Source organism: Paracoccus amoyensis (assembly GCF_014490725.1).
Classification (GTDB): Bacteria; Pseudomonadota; Alphaproteobacteria; order Rhodobacterales; family Rhodobacteraceae; genus Paracoccus; species Paracoccus amoyensis.
Genome location: NZ_JACOQL010000003.1, coordinates 261,234 through 284,599, shown reverse-complemented (window position 1 = coordinate 284,599; position 23,366 = coordinate 261,234). Strand labels below are relative to the sequence as shown.

The window sequence follows — 23,366 nt, the reverse complement described above, 5'->3', positions numbered from 1 at the left end:
CAGAAAGATGGCAGGGCTGGTCTATTTCTCGTCTGCTTCTGGCAATACGGCGCGGTTCATCGCCTCGCTGGGCCAGCCTGCGATGAGGATACCGGTTTCGCCCAAGGATGAAATGCCAAGTCCCGATCGGGAATTCGTGTTGGTCTGTCCGACATTTGCCGACGGGGAGGGGCGCGGGGCGGTTCCCAAACAGGTGATCCGTTTCCTGAACGATCCAGAACGCCGCGCACTGCTGCGCGGCGTCATCGGGGCAGGAAATCGAAATTTCGGCGCGACCTTTACCTTGGCCGCGCGTGTCATATCCGAAAAATGCAAGATACCGGTTCTGTATCGCTTTGAACTGGCCGGGACTGAAACTGATGTGCTTCGTGTGCGTGCGGGGCTGGACAAATTCCGGGGGATGGAATGCTTGACAGTGTAAAGCCAGATTTGGATTACCACGCGCTGAACGCGATGCTGAATCTTTATGATGGCGAGGGAAATATCCGCTTCGACGCGGATCGCATGGCTGCACGTCAGTATTTCCTGCAGCATGTGAACCAGAACACGGTGTTCTTCCACAATCTGGATGAGAAGCTGCGCTATCTGGTGGACGAAGGCTATTACGAGCCGGAAGTGCTGGATCAGTATTCCAAGAATTTTCAGCGCACCATCTGGGACGCTGCCTATGCCAAGAAGTTCCGTTTCCCCACCTTCCTTGGCGCCTTCAAATACTACACCAGCTATACCCTTAAGACCCGCGACGGTCAGCGTTTCCTTGAGCGCTATGAAGATCGTGTGGTCATGGTGGCGCTGGCTCTCGCTCGCGGCGATGAGGCGTTGGCGATGCAGTTCATGGATGAAATCCTGTCGGGTCGCTTCCAGCCTGCCACGCCGACCTTTCTCAACGCGGGCAAACGCTCGCGGGGCGAACTGATTTCCTGCTTCCTGCTGCGGGTCGAGGACAATATGGAGTCCATCGGCCGCGCCATCAATTCATCGCTGCAATTGTCCAAACGCGGCGGTGGTGTGGCATTGATGCTGACCAACATCCGCGAAGCGGGCGCGCCGATCAAAGGGATTGAAAACCAATCCTCGGGCGTTATCCCGGTGATGAAACTGCTGGAAGACAGTTTCAGCTATGCCAACCAGCTGGGCGCACGTCAGGGTGCGGGTGCGGTCTATCTGAACGCGCATCACCCCGACATTCTGCGTTTCCTTGATACCAAGCGCGAAAACGCGGATGAAAAAATTCGCATCAAGACGCTGTCGCTGGGCGTCGTGATCCCCGATATCACCTTCGAGTTGGCAAAGAAGAACGAGGACATGTATCTGTTCTCGCCCCACGACATCCAGAACGTCTATGGCGTTCCCTTCTCGGAAATTTCGGTGACCGAGAAATATGCCGAGATGGTGGACGACAAGCGCATCCGCAAGAAAAAGATCAATGCGCGCGAATTCTTCCAGACGATCGCGGAAATCCAGTTCGAATCCGGCTATCCCTATATCATGTTCGAAGACACGGTGAACGCGGCGAACCCGGTTCACGGGCGCATCACCATGTCGAACCTGTGCAGCGAAATCCTGCAGGTGAATGAGGCCAGCCAGTTCAACGAGGATCTGGGCTATCAGCATCTGGGCACGGATATTTCCTGCAATCTGGGGTCGCTGAATATTGCAGCCACGATGGATGGCCCGGATTTCGGCACGACCATCGAAACCGCCATCCGCGCCCTGACCGCCGTATCGGAAATGTCCGCGATTGACGCGGTCCCCTCGATCCGCCGCGGCAATGATGAGGCGCATGCGGTCGGTCTGGGTCAGATGAACCTGCACGGGTTTCTGGCGCGTGAGCATATCCATTATGGCAGCCCGGAATCCGTCGATTTCACATCGGTCTATTTCGCCGCTGTCGCCTATCACGCGATCCGCGCCTCGAACCTGCTGGCGCAGGAAAAGGGCCGTCGTTTCAAGGATTTCGAAAAATCGAAATATGCGGACGGCACGTTCTTTGACAAATATACCGAACGCGACTGGCTGCCGACCTATGACGATGTGACCCGCGTGTTCGAGGGGATCACCCTGCCAACGCGCGAAGACTGGGTAAAGCTGAAAGCCGATGTCATGGAGCATGGGCTGTATAACCGCAACCTGCAGGCAGTGCCGCCGACGGGGTCGATCAGCTATATCAACAACTCGACCAGTTCGATCCACCCGATTGTGTCGAAGATCGAGATCCGCAAGGAAGGCAAGATCGGCCGCGTCTATTATCCGGCGGCGTTCATGACGAACGAGAACCTGGAATATTACCGCGATGCCTATGAAATCGGACCGGATGCGATCATCGACGTCTATGCCGCCGCGACCGAGCATGTCGATCAGGGCCTGTCGCTGACGTTGTTCTTCCCGGCAGAGGCCACGACGCGCGACATCAACCGTGCCCAGATCTATGCGTGGAAGAAGGGCATCAAGACGATCTATTACATCCGGTTGCGTCAGGCCGCGCTTGAGGGAACCGAAGTGCAGGGCTGCGTGTCCTGCACGCTGTAGACATCTGGTGGCCGGGGGCTGTCTGCCCCCGGACCCCCGAGGATATTTTGACACAGAAGAGGGGCCTTCTGCCATGAAGGATCAGGTGATGCAGCGGAAAGCGTTGCGGGCGATCAACTGGAACCGGCTGGATGATGAGAAGGACCTTGAGGTCTGGAACCGGCTGACGGTGAATTTCTGGCTGCCGGAAAAGGTGCCGTTGTCGAATGATGTGCCCAGCTGGGCGACCTTGCGCCCCGAGGAACGTCAGTTGACCATTCGTGTCTTTACCGGGCTGACGCTGCTGGACACGATCCAGAACACGGTGGGTGCGCCGTCGCTGATGCCCGATGCGATCACCCCGCATGAAGAGGCCGTGCTGTCGAATATTTCCTTCATGGAAGCGGTCCATGCGCGGTCCTACAGCTCGATCTTTTCGACGCTGTGCTCGACCAAAGAGGTGGATGAGGCTTTCCGCTGGTCCGAGGAAAACGTGCATTTGCAGGCCAAGGCGCGAACCATTCTGGACAAATACCAGGCCGGGGAAGACCCGCTGAAGCGCAAGATCGCCAGCGTGTTTCTGGAAAGTTTCCTGTTCTATTCGGGCTTTTATCTGCCGATGTATTGGTCCAGCCGCGCCAAGCTGACCAATACCGCCGACCTGATCCGGTTGATCATTCGCGATGAGGCCGTGCATGGCTATTATATCGGCTACAAATATCAGCGTGCGGTGGAAAAGCTGGATGCCGCGCGGCAGCAAGAGTTGAAGGATTTCGCCTTTGCGCTGATCTTTGATCTGTATGATATCGAGCAGAAATATACCGCCGAATTGTATGACGACATCGGGCTGACCGAAGATGTCAAAGCCTTCCTGCATTACAATGCCAACAAAGCGCTGCAGAACCTTGGTTACGAAGCGCTGTTTCCGCCGCAGGCATGTGAGGTCAACCCGGCCATTCTGGCGGCATTGTCGCCGGATAGTGAAAATCACGACTTCTTCAGCGGCTCGGGGTCGTCCTATGTGATCGGCAAGGCCGTCGCGACCGAGGATGAAGACTGGGATTTCTGATGCTGCGCGATACGCTGTCCATCGTTCGGGAATGGCACGACGCCTTTGATGTGCCGGTGCAGGATGCGCCGGCCATCCCCGATGCGCGGGTGCAGATGCGGCTGGCGATCCTTGAGGAAGAGGTGGCCGAGTTGCGCGCCGCCGCCGAAGCCGGGGATATGGTCGAGGTGTTGGATGCACTGTGCGACATCCAATATGTGCTGGACGGAACCTTTCTGGAATTCGGTCTGCACGGGGTGAAAGATCAGGCCATGGCCGAGGTTCACGCATCGAACATGTCGAAGCTGGGGGCCGATGGGCGCCCGGTCTTGCGCGAGGATGGGAAGGTCCTGAAAGGGCCGTCCTTCTTTCCGCCGGATTTGGTACGCGTCCTTGCAGAACAGGGACGTTCTTAGGGTGCGCATTTCGGCGCAGTGACAAATATTTCACGGGCCATTTTGTCTGTGGTCACTTTCTTGCCATTCAAATTTTACCTGCCATAGTTGTTGGGTCCGCCAATGGACTCGCACCCCCGTTTTGCTGATCCGTGTTGGCAGAAGGCTTTGATCTGCCATAACTAATCGGACGTGCAAAATGCCGGGGCGATTGATTTAGGGGAGGTTTCTTCATGTATATTCGTCTGGCGACGGCACTGTCACTCATCTTTACAATGCCTGCCATGGCCGAGGTCGAAATCGCGCAGAAAGACAGCAAGTGGTTCACTGATGCGCAATCGGTTCTGGCACAACGAGAGGCGGTCGTGGCAAATACCAACCGCGCCAAGAATGTGATCCTGTTCGTGGCTGATGGCAACAGCATCGGCACGCAATATGCGACCCGGATCTGGGTGGGGCAGCAGGCGGGCGGCTTGGGCGATGATCACGTCTTGCCGCAAGAGAAATTTCCTCATGTCGGGTTGATCAAGACCTATACGACCAACGGCCAGACACCCGATTCAGCGCCGACGGCCAGCGCGTTGAACACTGGCATCAAATCGCGCAATGGGACCATCAACATTGACGATGCCGGTGCCTATGACAGTTGTGATGCGGCAGCGACGGCGGGGCTGACGACATTCGCCGAGATCGTCTCGGATATGGGGAAATCCGTCGGAATTGTCAGCACGGCGCGGCTGACCCACGCAACCCCCGCCGCGGTCTATGCCCGATCCGCCAACCGGGATTGGGAGGATGACACCGAACTGCCCACAGGCTGTGCGCAAAAGGATATTGCCGTGCAGATGGTGGATGCCATCGACGCCGGGGTGATCGACCTTGCCCTTGGTGGCGGGCGGCATAACTTTCTGCCAAACGGGATCTTTGATGACGAAGGCGGTCAGGGGCGGCGCGTCGATGATCGCAATCTGGTCGATGAAATCACCGCGAAGGGCTGGCAATATGTCTGGAACGAGGACACCTTCAATGCCGCCGATCCCGCCAAACCGATCCTCGGTTTGTTCGAGGGCAACCATATGCAATACGAAGAGGATCGCGCAGGCGAGCCGTCGCTGGCCGAAATGACCGAGAAGGCAATTACCAGCCTGTCGCGAAATGACGACGGCTATTATCTGATGATCGAGGCCGGGCGCGTCGATCACGCGAACCATGACGGCAATCTGCACCGCGCCGTGACGGATGGCGCGGCATTCGCGGCCGCGATTGAAAAGGCGGTTTCGATGGTGGATCAACAGGATACGTTGATCGTGGTAACTGCTGATCACGGTCATGGGCTGGAGTTCAGCGGCTATTGCGGGCGCGGCACGCCGATCACCGGGCTTTGCTATAATGTCGAAGACAATGGTCACGCCCATAGTGGCGATTTGTCCAGGGCACTCGACGGCAAGCCCTATAGCGTTGCGGGATATATGAACGGACCCGGCTCGATCTTGTTTCAAGAGGAAGGTCAGAATGACTATACCGGCAGCCGTGAGCTGCTGACGCAGGAGCAGGCCACCGATCCCGACTTTTTGCAGCAGGCACTGTTGCCGATGCCGTCAGAAACCCATTCGGCAGTGGATGTGGCCGTCATGGCTCAGGGGCCATGGGCGCATCTGCTCGGCGGCGTGATCGAACAGAACGTCATCTTCCATGTCATGCACAAGGCCGTTACGGCCGGGGATGACGCGGCTGCCGCAGGCAACTGAGGCAGGACGATGGACGACACGGCCCGCAGCTGGATGTGGACCGTTTCTCGTTTGCGGCGGTCTAAAGGCCCATGTCGCGATAGACGTGCGGGATCAGATCGGGCAGGTCGTCGGCGATCAGGCCGGGACCGAACAGACGGGCGGCTTTGGCGTGGAGCAATACGCCAAGATTTGCGGCCTCCAGCGCCGCGATACCACGCGCCAAAAGGCCGGCGATCATGCCCGCCAACACATCGCCCGCGCCTGCTGTGGCCAGCTAGGGTATATCAAAGGCGGAATGAATGGCGGCGTGACCGTCAGGCGCGGCGATGACGGTATCGGGCCCTTTCAGCAGCACGACTGCGCCACTACGCCGTGCCGCGTCGCGTGCTGCATCCAGCTTGGAATATGTGGGGGTGGAAAGCTTGTCTGCCAAATCGGCGAACAGTCGTGCGAATTCACCCTGATGTGGGGTCAGCACGATACTGTTGTGCAGTCCATCAAGCGGGGCCTTGCGTGCCGCCAGTGCTGTCAGGGCGTCCGCATCAAGGACGCAAGGACGACGCGATGCCAGCAGGTCCGGCAGCAGCGTATCTGCGCGATCCACGCCGCAGCCGGGGCCAAGGCAGACGGATGTGATCCGCCTGTCCGCCAGCAGCGCCATCAGATCAGACGCATCCTGCACTGGCCGACGCATCAGCGCATCTGGCGGGCCGGCATGCTCGGCCATCGCATTCGGCGGCGGGCCCAACGTGACCAGCCCTGCGCCGGACCGCAGTGCCGCACGCGCTGCCAGTCGCGCGGCGCCGCTATGTCCCGCCCCGCCGGCAAGGATCAGGGCATGGCCATGGTGATATTTATGCGATTGCCGCAGTGATGATTTTTCAAGCATCCTTGTGGTCGGTTCAGCTTTGATATCACGGGTGCGGGGACTGGCGAAATGCGGCCATAGGGCGATGAGATTTGCCGTGGATGGTGTGGGACAACCTGTTTCGTGCCATTCACGCAGCCCGATATCTGCGACAACCAGCTTGCCGCAGAGGGCCGGGCCTTGGTCCAGCAGATGCCCGACCTTCGGACTGTCAAAGGTCACGGTCAGGGATGCATGCGGCGCGCCGTTCCTGTGGCGGCGCGGCATGCCCAGAACGGCGCCACTGTCCAGACACAGGCCGCTTGGGCAATCGACGGCGACCAGTCGGTCGCGAAAGCCGCTGCCGCCATGATTGCCAAGATAGCGAAGGACGTTGCCGATTTCTCCTTCCGCCGGACGTGTCAGGCCAGTCCCGAAAATCGCATCGACATAGACATCGCTGGCATCACAACGCCTGACTTCGTCACAGGTCAGGGGAAGGATCGGCCCCATCTTCAACCAAAGGCGCTTCATGTCGGCTGCGTCTTGACCGGACGGGTTGTCCAGCCCCAGGACAGTTACCTGCCAGCCAGCAGCCTGCATGACACGGGCGATGACATAACCGTCACCGCCGTTGTTTCCCGGCCCACACAGCACCGTGACACGCCCCGGCCTGGGCCAGCACAGGCGAATCTGTCCGGCGACTGCGCAGCCTGCACGTTCCATCAATTCTGCGCCTGTTACCTTGCCGCTTTTCATGGCGGAGGATTCGATGGCGCGCATTTGGGCGGAGGTAAGAATTTCAGGGCCGTTCAGCATGGTTGTTGCTCTGTTTTTAATCTTATTGCATAATTTTTGGGCAATATTGCCGGGACATATCATTTGAAGGCGCGAACCATCGCCTGCCGCATTTACCCGAGCCATGAAACCCGCCAATCAGGCTTCAGACAAGCCGCGAGGAAGGATCATTTGCGATGAAAAAGATCGAGGCGATCATTAAGCCGTTTAAGCTGGATGACGTAAAAGAGGCGTTGCAAGAAGTCGGCGTTCAGGGTCTTTCCGTCACCGAAGTGAAAGGTTTCGGTCGCCAGAAGGGACATACCGAACTGTATCGCGGCGCGGAATACGTCGTCGATTTTCTGCCCAAGGTTAAAATCGAGATGGTGCTGCCCGACGATCAGGTCGATGCCGCGGTCGAGGCGATCATCGGTGCTGCACGCACCGAAAAGATTGGCGATGGCAAGATCTTTGTATCGCCCGTTGAACAGGCGATCCGTATTCGCACGGGTGAAACCGGCGACGACGCGGTTTGAGGTTTTTCGGTTGGCCGTCAAAGGCGGACAACCCGACACAGAACTTTCACGCCCTGATGCAGCGGCACCGGGCGTAAACTTGAAGAAAGGGAAGAGATGAAAGTTAAGGATGTCTTGAAGCTGTTGAAGGACGAAGAAGTCGCCTATGTCGACGTTCGCTTCACCGACCCCAAGGGTAAGCTTCAGCACGTGACGCTGGATGTCGATCTGGTTGACGAAGATTTCTTTGAAGAAGGCTTCATGTTTGACGGCAGCTCGATCGCGGGCTGGAAGTCGATCGATCAGTCGGACATGAAATTGATCCTTGATCCAAGCAGCGTCTATATTGATCCGTTCTATGCCGAAAAGACATTGTGCGTTCATTGTAACGTCGTCGAACCGGATACTGGCGAAGCCTATAGCCGCGACCCGCGTGGGACCGCGCTGAAGGCCGAGGCCTACCTGAAGTCGACGGGCATCGGTGACACCTCGTATTTCGGGCCGGAAGCCGAATTCTTCATTTTTGATGACGTTCGTTATTCGGTCACGCCGCAGAAAGTGTCGTTCCAGATCGACGCCGTTGACGCGGCGTGGAACACGGATACCGAATATGAAATGGGTAACCTGGGCCATCGCGCAGCCCATAAGGGCGGCTATTTCCCGGTGAACCCGATCGACGCGGGTCAGGACATTCGTGGCGAAATGCTGTCGACGATGAAGCGCATGGGCATCAAGGTCGACAAGCACCACCACGAAGTCGCAAGCTGCCAGCATGAATTGGGGATGATTTTTGGTGGTCTGACCGAACAGGCGGACAACATCCAGAAATACAAATATGTCATCCACAATGTCGCTGACGCATACGGCAAGACGGCAACCTTCATGCCGAAGCCGATGAAAGGCGACAACGGTTCGGGCATGCACGTCAACATGTCGATCTGGAAGGACGGCAAGCCGCTGTTTGCTGGCGACAAATATGCGGATCTGTCGCAGGAGGCGCTGTATTTCATCGGCGGCATCCTGAAGCATGCCAAGGCGCTGAATGCGCTGACCAACCCGTCGACCAACAGCTACAAGCGCCTGATCCCCGGCTTTGAGGCCCCGGTTCTGCGCGCCTATTCGGCCCGCAACCGCAGTGGCTGCGTGCGTATTCCGTGGACGGAATCGCCCAAGGCCAAGCGCGTCGAAGCCCGCTTCCCCGATCCGGCGGCCAACCCCTACCTGGCCTTTGCCGCCCTGCTGATGGCGGGTCTGGACGGGATCAGGAACAAGATTGATCCGGGCCCGGCATCCGACAAGGATCTGTATGACCTGCCGCCCGAGGAACTGGCCGAAATCCCGACCGTTTGTGGTTCGCTTCGCGAAGCGCTGGAGGAATTGGAGAAGGACATGGACTTCCTGCTGCAGGGTGATGTGTTCACCCGCGACCAGTTGGAAGCCTATATCGCCCTGAAATGGGAAGAGGTTTATGCCTACGAGCATACGCCGCATCCCGTCGAATACGCGATGTATTACAGCTGCTGATTGCAGCACTTCGGGACAGAGATACGAAAGCCGCCCGAAGAGGGCGGCTTTCTTCATGTGGTTTGTCAGTCGGTGTCAGAAACCGAATGAACCAAGGATGATGACAGCAATCGTCGCCACCACAGGAATGGCCACAGCGACGACAAAGATATCGGCATAGCTTTTCTTATGCGTCATGCCGGTGATTGCCAGCAATGTGATGACAGCGCCGTTATGGGGCAGGGCGTCAAAGCCACCCGAGGATAGGGCGGTGACACGGTGCATCAGCTCCATGCTGATCCCCTGATCTTGCGCCATGGCGGCGAATTGTTCGCCAAGCGCATTCAGCGCGATCGACATGCCCCCAGAGGCCGAGCCTGTGATCCCGGCCAACACGTTGACAGCGACGGCCAATGACGCGACAGGGTTCGTCGGGAACAGGCCCAGCACCGCGTCACGGATGATCGAAAAGGCGGGAAGCGACGCGATGACCGCGCCATAGCCCACCTCGGACGCGGTGTTGAAGATCGGCAGCAGCGATCCCATCGTGCCCGAGTTGACGGATTCCTTGACATCCGTGAAGCGCCGCCAATTCAGCGCCAACGTCAGGATGATTGAAACTGTCAGCGCCATAATGATCGCCCAGATGCCCGCCACGCTTTTCAGACTGGTCGCGCCATATTCCGGCTGCGCCAGATAAGCGGCGTCCAGATTGGGAATGACCAGATAGGTGAAAACCGCGTTCAGCACGATGACCGAAATCACGGGCAGAATGGCGATTGCAAAACTGGGCAGGTCGGCATCGTCGGCCAGCGAACTGTCGGCAGCGGTGCGGGCATGCTGACCATAGCCTTCGTTTCGGGCTGCAGCCGCCGCCGCACGGCGATCCAGCCATGCGGTGCCGCCGAACAGCATGATCAGCCCCGCCAATGTCCCAAGGAAAGGCGCGGCAAAGACGTTGGTGCCAAAGAACGGCATCGGGATCGCGTTCTGGATGGCCGGCGTTCCCGGAAAGGCCGTCATGGTGAAGGTGAACGATCCAAGAGCGATTGCCGCCGGCAGCAGACGTTTCGGAATATCGGCGCGGCGGAATAGCGCGTTGGCGATCGGGTAGATTGCAAAGGCAACCACGAACAGCGACACCCCGCCATAGGTCAGCACACCGCATGACAGCACGACTGCCAGGATCGCACGTTTCGTGCCCAGCCAATCGACGATCTTTTCGGCGATGGTGCGGGCCGCGCCGCTGTCGGCCATGACCTTGCCAAAAATCGCGCCCAGCAGGAACAGCGGGAAATAGGTGATCACATAGCCGCCCAGCGACTTCATGAAGACCTGCGTATAGGTTGCCAGAACGGGCAGATCGCCTGACATCAGCACCGCCAGCAGCGCCAGCAGCGGCGCAAGGATCAACACATTAATCCCGCGATAGGCCAGATACATCAGCAAGCCCAGCGACAAGAGAATTCCCAAAAGTCCCATAAACACCTTCCTCAAAATACTGCTTTATTTGCGCTGACAAGTTTTTCGGGGCGGGCAGGTTTTTGAGCAAATACCGCCGATTCCCGCCCCGATTGTGTAGCGCGGTCAACTGCGCATAAATGTATCAAAGGTGCAACTGAGGCCGGCCGTCGTTTCGGAGGGCAGGACAGAACCTTGAATTCATCCCGAAGGTGGTCCATTTGGCAGGCAAGGGTTCAGGCCCCTGCCGCTCACAGGCGCAAGCCCATGGTGAAGCCTGATACGATCTCCGCTTTCGGCAATATGCCCGATGGCGGCAATGTGAGCCCCGCCCATTTTCGGCATGATTGTCTAAAGGACCAAAACCATGGCTATGAACCATGATGTCAATACTTTGAAATCTCAGGCGAAAAATCTGCGTGCTGCGTTGGAACGCGCGGGAACCCCCGTCAGCCATTCGCAAGCGCTTGAGCTGGTGGCGCAAAGCCACGGTGCCCGTGACTGGAATACCGCTCATGCAACGGCCGAAGCGGCGCCGCTGTGGCAATTCGGTGGGCAGGTGCGCGGCCGCTATCTGGGCCAACCTTTTACCGGGCGCGTGATTGCGGCCAGTGAACGTGGCCGCAACCATCATGCGCTGACCATCACCTTCGACAAGCCGGTGAACGTGTCACAGTCCGATCTGATGGAGGTGCCGCGCAAGCGGGTAAATGCGACGATCAACAGCGCGGGGCGCAGTATCAGCCGCACCTCGGACGGACAGCCGCATCTGGTGTTGGAAGCAGCATAACTGCGACATCAGACCGTTCTGACGACAAGGGGGCCGATTGGCCCCCTTGTTTCGTTGCCGCAGCCTGCCTTAGCCAGCAGCGAACGGATAATCGGTATAGCCTTTTGGCCCGCCCACATACAGCGTTTCAGGTTGCAGCTGGTTCAGCGGCAGATCCTCTTTGATCCGGTTGACCAGATCCGGGGTGGCGATGAAATCGCGGCCAAAGGCCACGGCATCAACCTTGTCTTCGGTGACCAGCTTTTCGGCCAGTTCGGGTGTCATGCCCTCATTGGCAATAACCGGACCGCCGAACGCGCCCTTGATATCGGCCAGCAAGCTATCAGAGCCGACATATTCGCGCAGGCAGATGAAGGCGATGTTCCGGGCCGCCATTTCGCGGGCAACATGGGTGAACAGGGCCTTGGGGTCGCTGTCGCCGATGTCATGTGAATCGCCTCGTGGCGCCAGATGAAGGCCCACACGATCGGCGCCCCAGACACCGATAACGGCATCCGCGATCTGATTCAGGAAGCGCACCCGGTTCTGGATCGAGCCGCCGTATTCATCGTCGCGCCGGTTAGACTTATCCTGCAAAAATTGGTCGATAAGATAACCGTTTGCGCCGTGAATCTCGACACCGTCAAAGCCCGCCTTCTTGGCGTTTTCGGCGCCTTTGCGATAGGCTTCGACAACATCCTCGATTTCTTCCACCGTCAGCGCACGAGGTGTCACATATTCCTGCACGGGGCGGACCAGACTGACATGGCCTTCGGGTTTGACCGCACTGGGCGCGACCGGCGTTTGCCCGTCGAGAAACAGCGGAGCCGAAATCCGCCCGACATGCCAAAGCTGCAGGAAAATCGTGCCGCCTTGATCGTGGACGGCTTTGGTGACTTTTTTCCAGCCCTCCACCTGTTCATCGCTCCAGATGCCGGGAGTATCGGCATAACCTACCCCCAACGGCGTGATCGAGGTCGCTTCGCTCAGGATCAGACCGGCATCGGCGCGCTGTCGATAATAGGTCGCCATCAGATCGTTGGGAACGCGGCCCTCGCTGGCGCGGCTGCGCGTGAGCGGCGCCATGACGATACGGTTTTTCAGCGTGACGGCGCCAAGCTGCAATGGGTCGAATAGGGTGGTCATGCTGCCCTCTGATTTCACGTTATGATCATTGACCTGTGAGCGGTATCAGCCGGTTTCAATAGTCGCACCGGCAGGTTTCCGATTTTTGCCGATCACAGAAGGTCAGCCCCAATGCGAGTGCGTATCAATTGGGCGTGGTCATTCCGGATCGGATGTTGTTCGATGAGCGCAACGATACGTCGCATTGATTAGTTATGGATATCACACTTCTTACGACCGTCACCGCCGCACTGTTCGTGTTGATCGGCATGGCAGAGCCTTTGGCCACGCGACTGGCGGTGCCTTACAGCGTGTTTCTGGCCGTCATGGGCATTCTGATCGGCGTGGGCGCGATTTTTTTGCTGCAGACCGAGCTGACGGATGCGTTCAATCCGCTGGCCGAGTTCATTTTGGGGCTGCCGATCCGGTCGGATGTTTTTCTTTACATCTTTCTTCCCACACTGATTTTTCAATCGACGCTGGAAATGAATATACGGCGGATGCTGGACGACTGGGTGCCGATCCTGACGCTGGCCGTGGTGGCCGTGATCGTTGCAACCTTGACCATCGGCTATGCGCTGGCATGGGTCAGCACGCTGCCATTGGTTGTTTGTTTGCTGGTCGGATCGATCGTTTCGACGACCGACCCTTCGGCGGTGGTCAGTATCTTCCGGTCGCTGACGACGCCCCTGCGGCTGGCGCGGATCATCGAAGGGGAAAGCCTGCTGAATGACGCGGCCGCAATCGCGTTGTTCGGCCTGTTCCTAAGCTATGTCATCGCGGGGCTGCCTGCTCCGAATGTGGGGCAGGCCATAGGCGATTTCCCGGCCCTGTTTGCCGGGGGCATGCTGGCCGGTTGGGGGATTGCGCGGATCGCAGTTTGGATCATGTCGATGTTTGGCCGGTTTGAACTGGCGCAAACCTCGATCTCGGTCGCGGTGCCCTATCTTGCCTATGTCGTGTCGGAACATGTGCTGGGCGCATCAGGTGTGATTGGCGTGGTGGTGGCCGGGCTGACCATGAACATTATCGGGCCGGCGCGCATATCGCCCGTCTATTGGCAGCGATTGAAAGCCGTCTGGGGATTGCTGGCCCATTGGGCCGGGGCGATGATCTTTGTGCTGGCAGCACTGTTGATCCCGCGCTTGCTGGACAATATCGACCTGCTGGACGTCGCGTTGATCATGGTCGTTGTCGTGGCAGCGTTGGTGGCCCGCGCGGCGATCCTGTTTGGTGTGCTGCCACTGTTGACCCTGCTGCGTCTTTCGCCCGCGGTCGAGCCGCGTTACCGCGTGGCGATTCTGTGGGGCGGTTTGCGCGGAGCGGTCACGCTGGCGCTGGCGCTGGCGGTCACGGAAAGCCGACTGGTCGATGTGGAAACCAAACGGCAGGTGGGTATCCTTGCGACCGGCTTTACCCTGTGGACATTGGTGGTGCAGGGGACGACGCTTCGTTGGGTGATTGGCAAGTTGGGTTTGGATAAGCTGTCGCCGCTGGATCGCGCCCTGTCCAATCAGGTGATCGCCGTCGCATTGCAAGAGGTGCGTGAGGACGTTGCGAAAACGACCGAAAACTATGGTCTGCCGCGCGAAACCGTCAGGTCCGAAGCCAAGAAATTCGCCCGGCGTGTGGATGACGCGGTCGAGCGGGCCGAGGCCGAGGATAATGCCCAGATACTTGACCGCGACCGCATTACTCTGGGCCTGATCGCGTTGGCCGGTTACGAGAGAGAGCAAATCCTTGAACGGTTCCGCGAACGCGTGATCGGTGCGTATTTGTCGGAACAGATGTTGTTTGACGCCGACCGGCTGATCGAAGGCACGCGATCAGATGGGCGCACGGGCTATCGTCGCGCTGCCCGGCGAAGTTTGCGTTATGGCAACGCTTTCCGGTTGGCGGCCTTTTTGCGCAACCGTCTTGGGATTGCCGGCCCAATGGCCCGCATGACCGCAGACCGTTTCGAAATGTTGCTAGCCAAAAGGCTGATTTTAAAAGAACTTGGTGGGTTCATTGACAGCCGCATCCGACGCATCCACGGGCGGCGGGTTGCGGAACTGCTGCACGAGTTACTTGCCCGCCGCACCGAAGGTGTTGTCAGCGCGATCGAGGCCATGCGGCTGCAATATCCGGGTTATGCAGAGAAGCTGGAACGCCGCTTTATCCGCCGCACCGCCCTGCGTTTTGAAGAAAGCGAATATAACGCGATGCGCGACGACGGGCTGATCGGGGACGAGGTGCACAGCGCGTTGATGAAGGAAATCGCCGAACGGCGTCAGAAAACCGAATCGCGCCCCCATCTTGATGTCGCCATTCGCCGAGATCAGCTGCTGCGGCAATTCCCGCTATTTGCCGATCTGGATGAGACAGAGTTGCGTTGGCTGATGCGGCAGTTGAAAACCCGCTATGTCAATGCGGGCAAGGTGATTATTCGCAAGGATACGCCCGCGCGCAGTGTATTCTTTGTTTCATCGGGTGCTGTCGAACAGGATATCGCCGGACAGGTCAGCCGTCTTGGCCGGGGTGAGATATTTGGCCAGATCGGCGTTCTGACCCGCAAGCCGCGCCGCGCACAGGTGACCGCACTGACCCCGACCAGCCTGTTGGAACTGGACGAAAAAGGCTTTCGGCGCCTGCTGCGCAAATCCCCGTCCTTGCGTAAAGTGGTCCGCGAAAGCTCGGCTTTCAAAAAACATTCGGAAGACCTGCTGAAACTGCCAGAGCTTGCGTTGGATTGATTGACAGCAGTGGTTCAAGGCTTGCCCGCGGGCTGCTGCGGGCTTTTCTGACCAACTGCCGTTGAGGTCCGTAAATGCTTGGCCTTTCGCCCTTGGCCCGCTATCACGACCACCCGAATAATACAGGATGAACCGCATGGACGTCGCAACCCGTATCGCCCGCACCATCGCTGCTGAAATCAACGCAAGCCCCACACAGGTCACGGCGGCCACCGAATTGCTGGACGGCGGTGCGACGGTTCCCTTCGTTGCGCGTTACCGCAAAGAAGTAACCGGTGGCCTTGATGATACGCAGTTGCGCAACCTGTCCGAACGCCTGACCTATCTGCGAGAGATGGAGGCCCGCCGCACGGCTATCATCGGCTCAATCCGCGATCAGGATAAGCTGACGGACGATCTGGCCCGCGCGATTGCAGCCGCAGAAACCAAGGCCGCGCTTGAGGATATCTATCTGCCCTTCAAGCCCAAACGCCGCACCAAGGCGATGATTGCCCGCGAAAACGGGTTAGAGCCATTGTTGCGCGCCATTCAACAGAATCGCGCCGCAGAACCACAAACGCTGGCGCCTGGCTTTGTGACCAAGGACGTGCCGGATGTAAAAGCCGCACTTGATGGCGCACGCGATATTCTGGTCGAAGAACTGTCCGAAAACGCCGCTGTGCTTGGTGGCTTGCGCGATTTCATGCGGTCAAACGCCTTTATCGCGGCGAAAGTGATTGCCGGAAAAGAGGATGCCGGCACCAAGTTCGCCGATTATTTTGACCATCGCGAAAAATGGGCCGATATCCCCTCGCATCGTGCGCTGGCGATCTTGCGGGCCGCAAAGGAAGAGATCGTCACCATCGACATCTCTCCCGACCCTGAAACGGGGGCCGCGCGGGCCGAAGGAATTGTTGCGCAGGCGCTTGGCCGTCTGGGCGACCGGCCGGGCGATCTGTGGCTGCGCAATGTCGCAGGTTGGACATGGCGCGTCCGGCTGTCGAATACCATGTATATTGATCTGCTGACAGAATTGCGCAAACGCGCCCATGACGAAGCCATCCGGGTCTTTGGCCGCAATCTGAAAGATTTGCTGCTGGCGGCTCCTGCGGGGGCCAAGACGACCATCGGCCTTGATCCCGGCATCCGAACGGGCGTCAAGGTTGCCGTCATCGATGCGACCGGCAAGCTGCTGGACACGACAACGATTTATCCCTTCCAGCCCAAGAATGATCTGGTCGGATCGGAAGCTGTTTTGCTGACGCTGATTGCGAAACACGGTGTCGAGTTGATCGCGATAGGCAATGGCACCGCCAGCCGCGAAACCGAGCGTCTGGTGGCAGATGTGCTGAAACGTCTGCCAAAAGGGGCAAAGGTTCCGGCAAAAGTTGTGGTGTCGGAAGCGGGGGCCTCGGTCTATTCGGCATCGGAACAGGCTGCGAAAGAATTTCCGGGCTTGGATGTGTCGCTGCGTGGTGCGGTGTCGATCGCGCGGCGCTTGCAAGATCCTTTGGCCGAGCTGGTCAAGGTGCCGCCCGAAAGCATCGGCGTTGGTCAATATCAGCATGACGTGGACCAGCGGCAACTGACCAAAACGCTTGAAGCCGTAGTCGAAGATGCCGTGAACGCCGTCGGTGTGGATTTGAACACCGCCTCGGCCCCGCTATTGGCGCATGTCGCGGGCCTTGGTCCGTCGCTGGCACAATCCATCGTGGCCCATCGTGATGCGTCGGGGGCCTTTGCCTCTCGTGCAGCGTTGAAAAAGGTCGCGGGGCTTGGTCCGCGTGCGTTCGAGCAGGCGGCAGGCTTTCTGCGCATCCGTGACGGGGCCGAGCCGCTGGACGCATCTTCCGTTCACCCCGAAGCTTACGGCGTTGCCCGCAAGATCGTTCGGGCCTGCGGGCGCGATATTCGCGCGATCATGGGCGAACCGGCGGCGCTGAAAGGCATCAAGGCCGAGCAATTCGTGGATGAAAAATTCGGCTTGCCAACCGTGCGCGATATTCTGTCCGAGTTGGAAAAACCCGGCCGCGATCCGCGCCCCAGCTTTGTGACCGCAACCTTTGCCGACGGGGTCGAGGATATCAAGGATCTGAAACCGGGCATGTCGTTGGAAGGGACCGTCACCAATGTCGCGGCATTTGGTGCCTTTGTGGATATTGGCGTGCACCAGGACGGGCTGGTTCATATCAGTCAGCTTGCCGATCGTTTTGTCAAAGACCCGAACGAGGTTGTGAAAGTCGGCGATGTGGTCAAGGTTCGCGTGACCGAGATCGATGTGCCCCGCAAACGGATCGGCCTGACCATGCGCAAGGATGGCGGCGGGGAACAAGCACGGCCCGCACGGGATGACCGTCAGCAGGGCGGCAACAGACGTGGCGGTTCGTCGCCCGCGCCGCAGGGCGGCAAGAATGCGGAACAGGGCGGCTTTGGCGCGGCACTGGCCGAGGCGATGCGTCGCAAATGATCGCATCATAAATCAACTCGCGGTGCGGACCTAAAGTCATAGATACGGCTGTGGAACTGGTTTAGGCGTGGCGCGGAATGTGCCGCGCCTTTGTTGCGCCTGGAGCCTGCCTGATGCGAATGAAGATCGACGTTGAGCTTGACTATACATTGGACGAACCCGGACCCGCGATCCTTGTGATCGAGGCGGCCGGTGCCCAGGGGCAAGACCTGACTGCGACGTCGGTTGATTTCGGATCCCTGGAGCATTTCGCCCGTGTCCCGGCCGAGGAAGGGATCGGCGAAAAGATTATCATCCGCACCACTGATCGCATCAGGTGCCGATATTCGGCGCATGTGACGATCACACGTCCGCAACCGAATTTTGGTGCTATGACGGCTGTCGAACTGGATCAGATGCCCGGTGACGCGCTGCGCTATCTGTTGCCGTCGCGCTATTGTCAGGCGGAACGCTTTGTGCCCTTTGCCACGCAGCATTTTGGCAAATTACAGGGTGGCGCCAAGGTCGCCGCGATCCGCGACTGGTGCGAACAGCGGCTGGACTATGTCTCGGGCGCCAGCAATTCCATGACCACGGCGGCCGATACTTTTCTGGCGCGTCAGGGTGTCTGCCGCGACTATGCCCATCTGATGATTGCGCTGTGCCGCGCCGCACAGATACCCGCGCGGATCGCCAGCGTCTTTGCCCCCACGGTGCAGCCACCGGATTTTCATGCCGTGGTCGAGGTGTTTCTGGATGGGGCATGGCACCTGATTGATCCGACGGGAATGGCTGCGGCTGATAATATGGCGATCATTGCGGTCGGTCGTGACGCTGTGGATGTGGCCTTCATGACCACCAGCAGCTACGCGGAATTGCAGATGCAGAATGTTTCGGCTGTGCAGTTGAAGGACTGATTGCCGGAGATTTCTGGTCCGTTGGCTTGACCTTGTCGATGTGAAGGGCCTAACTCTGCCACGTTCGACAGGAGGGGCAACATGATCAGAATTCACCGCCAGGCCACGTTGGCCTTGACCGCAGGGATTGCCATTCTGGCCGCTGGCATGGCAAGCGCGCAGGAATGGCCCACCGAGCCGATCCACGTCTATGTCGGTTTCCCGGCAGGGTCGTCGCCCGATACCCTGGCCCGCCTGATCACGGACCCGCTGTCGCAACGTCTTGGTCAACCGGTCGTGGTCGAAAACAAGCCCGGCGCCGGTGGCGTGATCGGTGTTCAACAGATGCTGGCGGGCAAGGAAAACTATTCCTTCGGCTCGACCATCAACGGTCCGCTGACGACGTCGCCGCGTCTGGTGCCTGATACCAGCTATGACGTCGCCGCCGATATTGCGCCGGTGGCGCTGTTGGCAACATCGCCCTTGGTTCTGGCCGTTTCGGCGGATTTCCCGGCTGACGATCTGGCCGGGTTCATCGCCGCCGCCAAGGCGGAGCCAGAGGCGGTCAGCTATGGTTCCGTCGGGCAAGGATCGGGGGCTCATTTGACAGCGGAACTGTTTGCAGACGCCGCGGGCGTTCAGATGCTGCATATCCCCTTTGCCAGCTATGCCGAAGTCACCACGTCGATCATTGGCGGTGAGATCAACTCGGGCTTCATGGCCCCCTCGGCTGCGATGCCGCAGGCCGAGGCGGGCAAGATGAAAATGCTGGGCGTAACATCGACCGAACCCTTTGCGCAGGTGCCTGACGTGCCGGTGATGGCTGGGAATGCGGGCCTGCCGGCGGATTTCCGGGCCGAATTGTGGAACGCCTTCATCGCCCCGGCAGGCACTGACCCGGCGGTTATCGAACGCCTGAATGCCGAAATCGACGAGATCCTGAAAGACCCCAAGGTGCAGCAGCAACTTATGACGATGGGCTGGCAGGCCGCAGGTGGGACGCCGGATGATCTGGCGCAGCGGATCACCGATGATACGCAGGTCTGGGGCACGGTCATCGACAAGATCGAAGCCAAGTAAGTCTGTCGACGGTTTGGGAACAAAGATGCAGCGCGACTATCACGACCTCTGGGGCGGTGCCGCGATGACCGCCACTGGCGCGGCTGTTGCGCTGTATTGCCTTGGCCATTACGATTTCGGCACGATGCGCCAGATGGGCCCGGGATTCTTTCCCGTCGTTCTGGGTGCCATCCTGGCTGGCCTTGGGTTGCTGATCGCCATTCCCGCATGGTTTCGCGCAGGTGTCGTTGCGCCATTTGCTGCCCTTGACGCAGTTGTGGTTCTGGCGGCGATTGCCATTTTCGGATTTGGGCTGACCAGGTTGGGGCTGGTCACATCGACCGCCAGCGCCGTTCTGATCGCCAGTCTCGCCGCACCGCGCGGTGGCTGGCTATGGCGGATCATCCTGGCTTTGGTGATTACCGTGCTGACATGGGTCATCTTCAAACAGGGGTTGCAGATGACCATCCCTGTCTGGCCGGATTTCTGACATGGGCACATGGGATGGTATCCTGACAGGCTTTGCGGTCGCGCTGCATCCTTCGGTGCTGATCTATTGCGTGCTGGGCGTCGTGCTGGGCACCGTGATCGGGGTTTTGCCGGGGATCGGCGCGATGGCGGCGATTTCGCTGCTGTTGCCGATCACCTTTTACATCAGTCCCGAGGCCGCTTTGGTCATGCTGGGCGGTGTCTATTACGGGGCGCAATATGGCGGCGCGGTCGCCTCGATCCTGCTGCGGTTGCCCGGCACGCCGCAATCGGCAGTCACGACGCTGGACGGCTATCCGATGGCGCAGCAGGGGCGTGCCGGAGTGGCGCTGTTTGCCTCGATGATGTCGTCCTTTGTCGGGTCGGTCATCGGGATTGTCGCGCTGGTCTGGCTGTCGGGCTGGCTGGCCAGTATCGCCACGGAATTCGGGGCGGCGGATTATGCCGCGATGATGGTTCTGGGACTGGTTGCCGCATCGACCATCGGATCACAGCGGCCAGCCAAGGCCTTTGCCATGGTGGTGCTGGGCCTGATCCTTGGATGCGTCGGGACCGACGTGAACAGCGGCGCATCACGGCTGACCTTTGGCCGGACCGAACTGTTGGACGGCATCAATCTGGTGGCACTTGCCATGGGCCTGTTCGGCGTGGCCGAGGTGATCGGCAATATTCGCGACGCGGAACGGAAAGGCGTGCCGGAACATGTCAACCTGCGCCAACTGATCCCGACCCGCGAAGATCTGCGCCGGATGACATTGCCGACGCTGCGCGGCAGCGCGCTTGGCTGTTTCTTTGGGGCGCTGCCGGGAACGGGGTCGACGATTTCGTCCTTCCTGTCCTACGCCACCGAACGCCGCATCGCCCGTCAGCCAGAGCATTTCGGCAATGGTGCCATCGAGGGTGTGGCAGGTCCCGAGGCCGCGAATAACGCCGCTGCGATTACAGCCTTTGTGCCGACGCTGACCTTGGGCATTCCGGGCGATCCGATCATGGCGCTGATGCTGGGGGCGCTGGTGATCCACGGCATTCAACCCGGTCCGATGATGCTGGATGCGCATCCCGATATGTTCTGGGGTCTGGTTGTCAGCTTTGGCATCGGCAACCTGCTGCTGCTGATCCTGAACCTGCCGCTGATCGGGATCTGGGTCAGCCTGCTGCGAATCCCATTCCGCTGGTTGTATCCGGCGATCATCGTCTTTGTCTGTCTGGGCGTTTATTCTGTGCGCGGATCGACCTTTGATATCGCGGCGGTGGCGGTGATTGGCGCGGCTGGCTATCTGCTGGCGCTGGCGCGGTTCAATCCGGCGCTGTTGCTGTTGGGCTTTGTTCTGGGCCCGCTGATCGAGACGAACCTGCGCCGCGCCATGTTGATCTCACGGGGTGATCCCATGGTGTTTCTGGAACGCCCGATTTCGGCGTTCTTCGTCGCGGTGACGGTGCTGTTGATTCTGGGTTCGCTGCTTGGCGTCTGGCGACGGGCTAAAAAAGCAGCGACGCCAACAGGATGACCGGGACAGCGCCGATGATGATGGCCCGGCGGAAAAGAGTCAGGGCGCGGGTGATATCCTTGGCCGTCGGATCGGGGGCAGCCGCGTTCAGCCAAGGCTCGTTCACGGCTTTGTCGCCATAGATGCGCGGCCCCGACAGCCGGATGTTCAACGCTCCGGCCATTGCCGCTTCGGGCCAGCCTGCATTGGGAGAGCGGTGTTTGCCGGCGTCGCGTCGCGTGGTCCGCCAGACAGTGGGCACATGCCGTGCGGCCAGCGCAAACAGGATCGCTGTCAATCGCGCAGGAACCCAATTCGCCACATCATCCAGCCGCGCAGCGAATTTGCCGAATTGTTCATACCGATCATTCCGGTGGCCGATCATCGAATCCAACGTATTGATCGCCTTATATGCAGCGATCCCCGGCAACCCGGCGACGGCTGCCCAGAACAGCGGCGCGACGACGCCATCGGATGCGTTTTCGGCCAGGCTTTCAATGCTGGCCCGCGCAAGGGCGGCTTCATCGGCTTGCGACACGTCGCGCCCCACGATCATCGAGATGGCCTGTCGTGCGGCTGGCAGATCGCCAGCAGCAAGGGGCTTGGCGACGGCATTGACGTGATCGTAAAGCGAACGGGCCGCGACCAAGGGCCAGGCCAACACACCGGCCACCAGCGTCCCCAAGACCGATTGCAGCAGAAGGCCAACCAGATATGCGACCGCAATCACGATCAGGCTGACGACCATTCCCTTTGCAATCGTTCAGCCCCCTTGTTCCAGCGTGCCTCAAGCGCCGAAATCATGCGTCCCAGCCATGTGACCGGATGGCCGATCCGCTGATATAGCGCATCGGGCCAGCCCAGCAGGGCATCCAGTATCAAGGCAATGGCAACAATAACGAAGGTCATGGGCCGGTGATGTTCACCGCTTCGACGGACCAGACATCGCCATCGCGCCGCATGATGGTCAGGGAAAGCGGCGCGACGGCGAATGACAATGCCGCATGTCCGACAACCTGTGACAACGCGGCCCGCACCGTGCCTGCATGGGCGACGATCAGCGTGTCCTGCCGGATCAATTGCAACTCCGGCAGGACGCGCGCGCTCATGTCCAGAAAACTCTCGCCACCTGCGGGGCAGTGCTGCGCCAGATCTGCGGCAGACAGGGGTCCAAGATCCGGCAGGTCGCGATATTTCATCCCTTCCCATGAACCATAATGCTGTTCCCATAGGGAATCGCTCATGTTGTCGGGGGGCAGACCAAGGTTTTCAGCGGTTTTGACGCATCGTCGCGCCGGGCTGCTGATGGTCTGTGCGACCGTGCCAATCCGCTTGCGCATCCAGTCAAAGGCGGCCCGGTCGCTGACATCGGCATCCACATCCCTGCGTCCGGCAAGCCGTCCCCCGGTCAGCGAAGGGGCATGGCGCAGCAGCAGAATTCGGGGCATGGGTTGTCCTGTGGCAAAGCTTTTGGGGGCGCCCGGATTGGCGTCGCGGGCAGAATGTCCCGTCATCCCGGCAGGGGCAAGCCTGCACTGTTGACCTGAACACGCTTCCCGCGCAGGCTTCGCTTGACGGGACGTGATGGCTTGCCGTA

Annotated in this window: 17 protein-coding genes and 2 pseudogenes; 14 read left to right on the top strand and 5 right to left on the bottom strand. The window is 59.4% G+C overall.

Going from position 1 to position 23,366, the window contains the following annotated elements; translation table 11 throughout:
* Positions 1 to 7: 7 nt before the first annotated feature.
* The 5 genes from nrdI to H4P12_RS10400 all read left to right on the top strand — a co-directional run bounded on the left by nrdI (position 8) and on the right by H4P12_RS10400 (position 5,699).
* Positions 8 to 421 (top strand): class Ib ribonucleoside-diphosphate reductase assembly flavoprotein NrdI, encoded by a 414-nt coding sequence (gene nrdI, locus H4P12_RS10420; protein WP_187793622.1) that lies wholly within the window; start codon positions 8 to 10, stop codon positions 419 to 421.
* Positions 406 to 2,529 (top strand): class 1b ribonucleoside-diphosphate reductase subunit alpha, encoded by a 2,124-nt coding sequence (nrdE, locus tag H4P12_RS10415; protein WP_187793621.1) that lies wholly within the window; start codon positions 406 to 408, stop codon positions 2,527 to 2,529. Before nrdI ends, nrdE begins: the two co-directional genes overlap by 16 nt.
* Before the next feature lie 73 nt (positions 2,530 to 2,602).
* On the top strand, positions 2,603 to 3,577 hold the full coding sequence (gene nrdF / locus H4P12_RS10410; protein WP_187793620.1) for a class 1b ribonucleoside-diphosphate reductase subunit beta: 975 nt from the start codon (positions 2,603 to 2,605) through the stop codon (positions 3,575 to 3,577).
* The gene (locus H4P12_RS10405) at positions 3,577 to 3,972 is read left to right on the top strand and encodes a pyrophosphohydrolase domain-containing protein (RefSeq protein WP_187793619.1); all 396 of its coding nucleotides are present in this window, start codon (positions 3,577 to 3,579) and stop codon (positions 3,970 to 3,972) included. The genes nrdF and H4P12_RS10405 overlap by 1 nt, the downstream gene beginning before the upstream one ends.
* Positions 3,973 to 4,184: 212 nt before the next feature.
* Positions 4,185 to 5,699 carry an alkaline phosphatase gene (locus H4P12_RS10400; RefSeq protein ID WP_187793618.1) on the top strand — a complete coding sequence of 505 codons (1,515 nt, stop codon included), beginning with the start codon at positions 4,185 to 4,187 and terminating at the stop codon, positions 5,697 to 5,699.
* A 61-nt stretch (positions 5,700 to 5,760) separates the two neighbouring features.
* Here the strand turns inward: H4P12_RS10400 and H4P12_RS10395 are convergent.
* A pseudogene (locus H4P12_RS10395) lies at positions 5,761 to 7,311 on the bottom strand (NAD(P)H-hydrate dehydratase).
* Positions 7,312 to 7,502: 191 nt separating this feature from the next.
* Between H4P12_RS10395 and H4P12_RS10390 the strand changes: the two are divergent.
* Together H4P12_RS10390 and glnA are read left to right on the top strand one after the other, a co-directional pair.
* Positions 7,503 to 7,841, top strand: coding sequence for a P-II family nitrogen regulator (locus H4P12_RS10390; RefSeq protein WP_187793617.1), 339 nt, complete (start codon positions 7,503 to 7,505; stop codon positions 7,839 to 7,841).
* Positions 7,842 to 7,937: 96 nt separating this feature from the next.
* Positions 7,938 to 9,344, top strand: coding sequence for a type I glutamate--ammonia ligase (glnA, locus tag H4P12_RS10385; protein WP_187793616.1), 1,407 nt, complete (start codon positions 7,938 to 7,940; stop codon positions 9,342 to 9,344).
* Positions 9,345 to 9,419: 75 nt separating this feature from the next.
* Here the strand turns inward: glnA and H4P12_RS10380 are convergent, their stop codons facing one another.
* On the bottom strand, positions 9,420 to 10,805 hold the full coding sequence (locus tag H4P12_RS10380; RefSeq protein WP_187793615.1) for a GntP family permease: 1,386 nt from the start codon (positions 10,803 to 10,805) through the stop codon (positions 9,420 to 9,422).
* A gap of 346 nt (positions 10,806 to 11,151) precedes the next feature.
* On the opposite strand from H4P12_RS10380, the gene H4P12_RS10375 reads away from it, so the two are divergent.
* Positions 11,152 to 11,574 (top strand): glyoxalase superfamily protein, encoded by a 423-nt coding sequence (locus tag H4P12_RS10375; protein WP_187793614.1) that lies wholly within the window; start codon positions 11,152 to 11,154, stop codon positions 11,572 to 11,574.
* A 69-nt stretch (positions 11,575 to 11,643) separates the two neighbouring features.
* Here H4P12_RS10375 and H4P12_RS10370 read toward each other — a convergent pair whose 3' ends face one another.
* Positions 11,644 to 12,699 (bottom strand): alkene reductase, encoded by a 1,056-nt coding sequence (locus H4P12_RS10370; protein ID WP_187793613.1) that lies wholly within the window; start codon positions 12,697 to 12,699, stop codon positions 11,644 to 11,646.
* 194 nt (positions 12,700 to 12,893) lie between these two features.
* On the opposite strand from H4P12_RS10370, the gene H4P12_RS10365 reads away from it, so the two are divergent.
* The 6 genes from H4P12_RS10365 (at position 12,894) to H4P12_RS10340 (ending at position 21,790) form a co-directional block, all read left to right on the top strand.
* A complete protein-coding gene (locus H4P12_RS10365; protein ID WP_187793612.1) occupies positions 12,894 to 15,413 on the top strand; it encodes a cation:proton antiporter in 2,520 nt (839 codons plus the stop codon).
* Between the two features lie 136 nt (positions 15,414 to 15,549).
* Positions 15,550 to 17,859, top strand: a complete 2,310-nt coding sequence (locus tag H4P12_RS10360; protein WP_187793611.1) for a Tex family protein — start codon at positions 15,550 to 15,552, stop codon at positions 17,857 to 17,859.
* Positions 17,860 to 17,972: 113 nt separating this feature from the next.
* A complete protein-coding gene (locus H4P12_RS10355) occupies positions 17,973 to 18,755 on the top strand; it encodes a transglutaminase-like domain-containing protein (RefSeq protein ID WP_187793610.1) in 783 nt (260 codons plus the stop codon).
* A gap of 81 nt (positions 18,756 to 18,836) precedes the next feature.
* Positions 18,837 to 19,814: a Bug family tripartite tricarboxylate transporter substrate binding protein gene (locus H4P12_RS10350; protein ID WP_187793609.1), complete on the top strand. Its 978-nt coding sequence runs from the start codon at positions 18,837 to 18,839 to the stop codon at positions 19,812 to 19,814.
* Positions 19,815 to 19,839: 25 nt separating this feature from the next.
* Positions 19,840 to 20,283, top strand: a complete 444-nt coding sequence (locus H4P12_RS10345; protein WP_187793608.1) for a tripartite tricarboxylate transporter TctB family protein — start codon at positions 19,840 to 19,842, stop codon at positions 20,281 to 20,283.
* 1 nt (position 20,284) lies between these two features.
* Positions 20,285 to 21,790 (top strand): tripartite tricarboxylate transporter permease, encoded by a 1,506-nt coding sequence (locus H4P12_RS10340; RefSeq protein ID WP_187793607.1) that lies wholly within the window; start codon positions 20,285 to 20,287, stop codon positions 21,788 to 21,790.
* Here H4P12_RS10340 and cbiB read toward each other — a convergent pair.
* Positions 21,762 to 22,678: pseudogene (cbiB, locus tag H4P12_RS10335) on the bottom strand (adenosylcobinamide-phosphate synthase CbiB). The gene H4P12_RS10340 and the pseudogene cbiB overlap by 29 nt on opposite strands.
* Positions 22,675 to 23,283, bottom strand: coding sequence for a histidine phosphatase family protein (locus H4P12_RS10330; RefSeq protein WP_246449231.1), 609 nt, complete (start codon positions 23,281 to 23,283; stop codon positions 22,675 to 22,677). Before H4P12_RS10330 ends, cbiB begins: the two are co-directional and overlap by 4 nt.
* Between the last annotated feature and the right edge of the window lie 83 nt (positions 23,284 to 23,366).

What these genes read in the sequence shown, in the direction of transcription:
- nrdI (WP_187793622.1), top strand. Translation starts at nt 8, where the DNA reads ATGGCAGGGCTGGTCTATTTCTCGTCTGCTTCTGGCAATACGGCGCGG.
- nrdE (WP_187793621.1), top strand. Translation starts at nt 406, where the DNA reads ATGCTTGACAGTGTAAAGCCAGATTTGGATTACCACGCGCTGAACGCG.
- nrdF (WP_187793620.1), top strand. Translation starts at nt 2,603, where the DNA reads ATGAAGGATCAGGTGATGCAGCGGAAAGCGTTGCGGGCGATCAACTGG.
- H4P12_RS10405 (WP_187793619.1), top strand. Translation starts at nt 3,577, where the DNA reads ATGCTGCGCGATACGCTGTCCATCGTTCGGGAATGGCACGACGCCTTT.
- H4P12_RS10400 (WP_187793618.1), top strand. Translation starts at nt 4,185, where the DNA reads ATGTATATTCGTCTGGCGACGGCACTGTCACTCATCTTTACAATGCCT.
- H4P12_RS10390 (WP_187793617.1), top strand. Translation starts at nt 7,503, where the DNA reads ATGAAAAAGATCGAGGCGATCATTAAGCCGTTTAAGCTGGATGACGTA.
- glnA (WP_187793616.1), top strand. Translation starts at nt 7,938, where the DNA reads ATGAAAGTTAAGGATGTCTTGAAGCTGTTGAAGGACGAAGAAGTCGCC.
- H4P12_RS10380 (WP_187793615.1), bottom strand. Translation starts at nt 10,805, where the DNA reads ATGGGACTTTTGGGAATTCTCTTGTCGCTGGGCTTGCTGATGTATCTG.
- H4P12_RS10375 (WP_187793614.1), top strand. Translation starts at nt 11,152, where the DNA reads ATGGCTATGAACCATGATGTCAATACTTTGAAATCTCAGGCGAAAAAT.
- H4P12_RS10370 (WP_187793613.1), bottom strand. Translation starts at nt 12,699, where the DNA reads ATGACCACCCTATTCGACCCATTGCAGCTTGGCGCCGTCACGCTGAAA.
- H4P12_RS10365 (WP_187793612.1), top strand. Translation starts at nt 12,894, where the DNA reads ATGGATATCACACTTCTTACGACCGTCACCGCCGCACTGTTCGTGTTG.
- H4P12_RS10360 (WP_187793611.1), top strand. Translation starts at nt 15,550, where the DNA reads ATGGACGTCGCAACCCGTATCGCCCGCACCATCGCTGCTGAAATCAAC.
- H4P12_RS10355 (WP_187793610.1), top strand. Translation starts at nt 17,973, where the DNA reads ATGCGAATGAAGATCGACGTTGAGCTTGACTATACATTGGACGAACCC.
- H4P12_RS10350 (WP_187793609.1), top strand. Translation starts at nt 18,837, where the DNA reads ATGATCAGAATTCACCGCCAGGCCACGTTGGCCTTGACCGCAGGGATT.
- H4P12_RS10345 (WP_187793608.1), top strand. Translation starts at nt 19,840, where the DNA reads ATGCAGCGCGACTATCACGACCTCTGGGGCGGTGCCGCGATGACCGCC.
- H4P12_RS10340 (WP_187793607.1), top strand. Translation starts at nt 20,285, where the DNA reads ATGGGCACATGGGATGGTATCCTGACAGGCTTTGCGGTCGCGCTGCAT.
- H4P12_RS10330 (WP_246449231.1), bottom strand. Translation starts at nt 23,283, where the DNA reads ATGACGGGACATTCTGCCCGCGACGCCAATCCGGGCGCCCCCAAAAGC.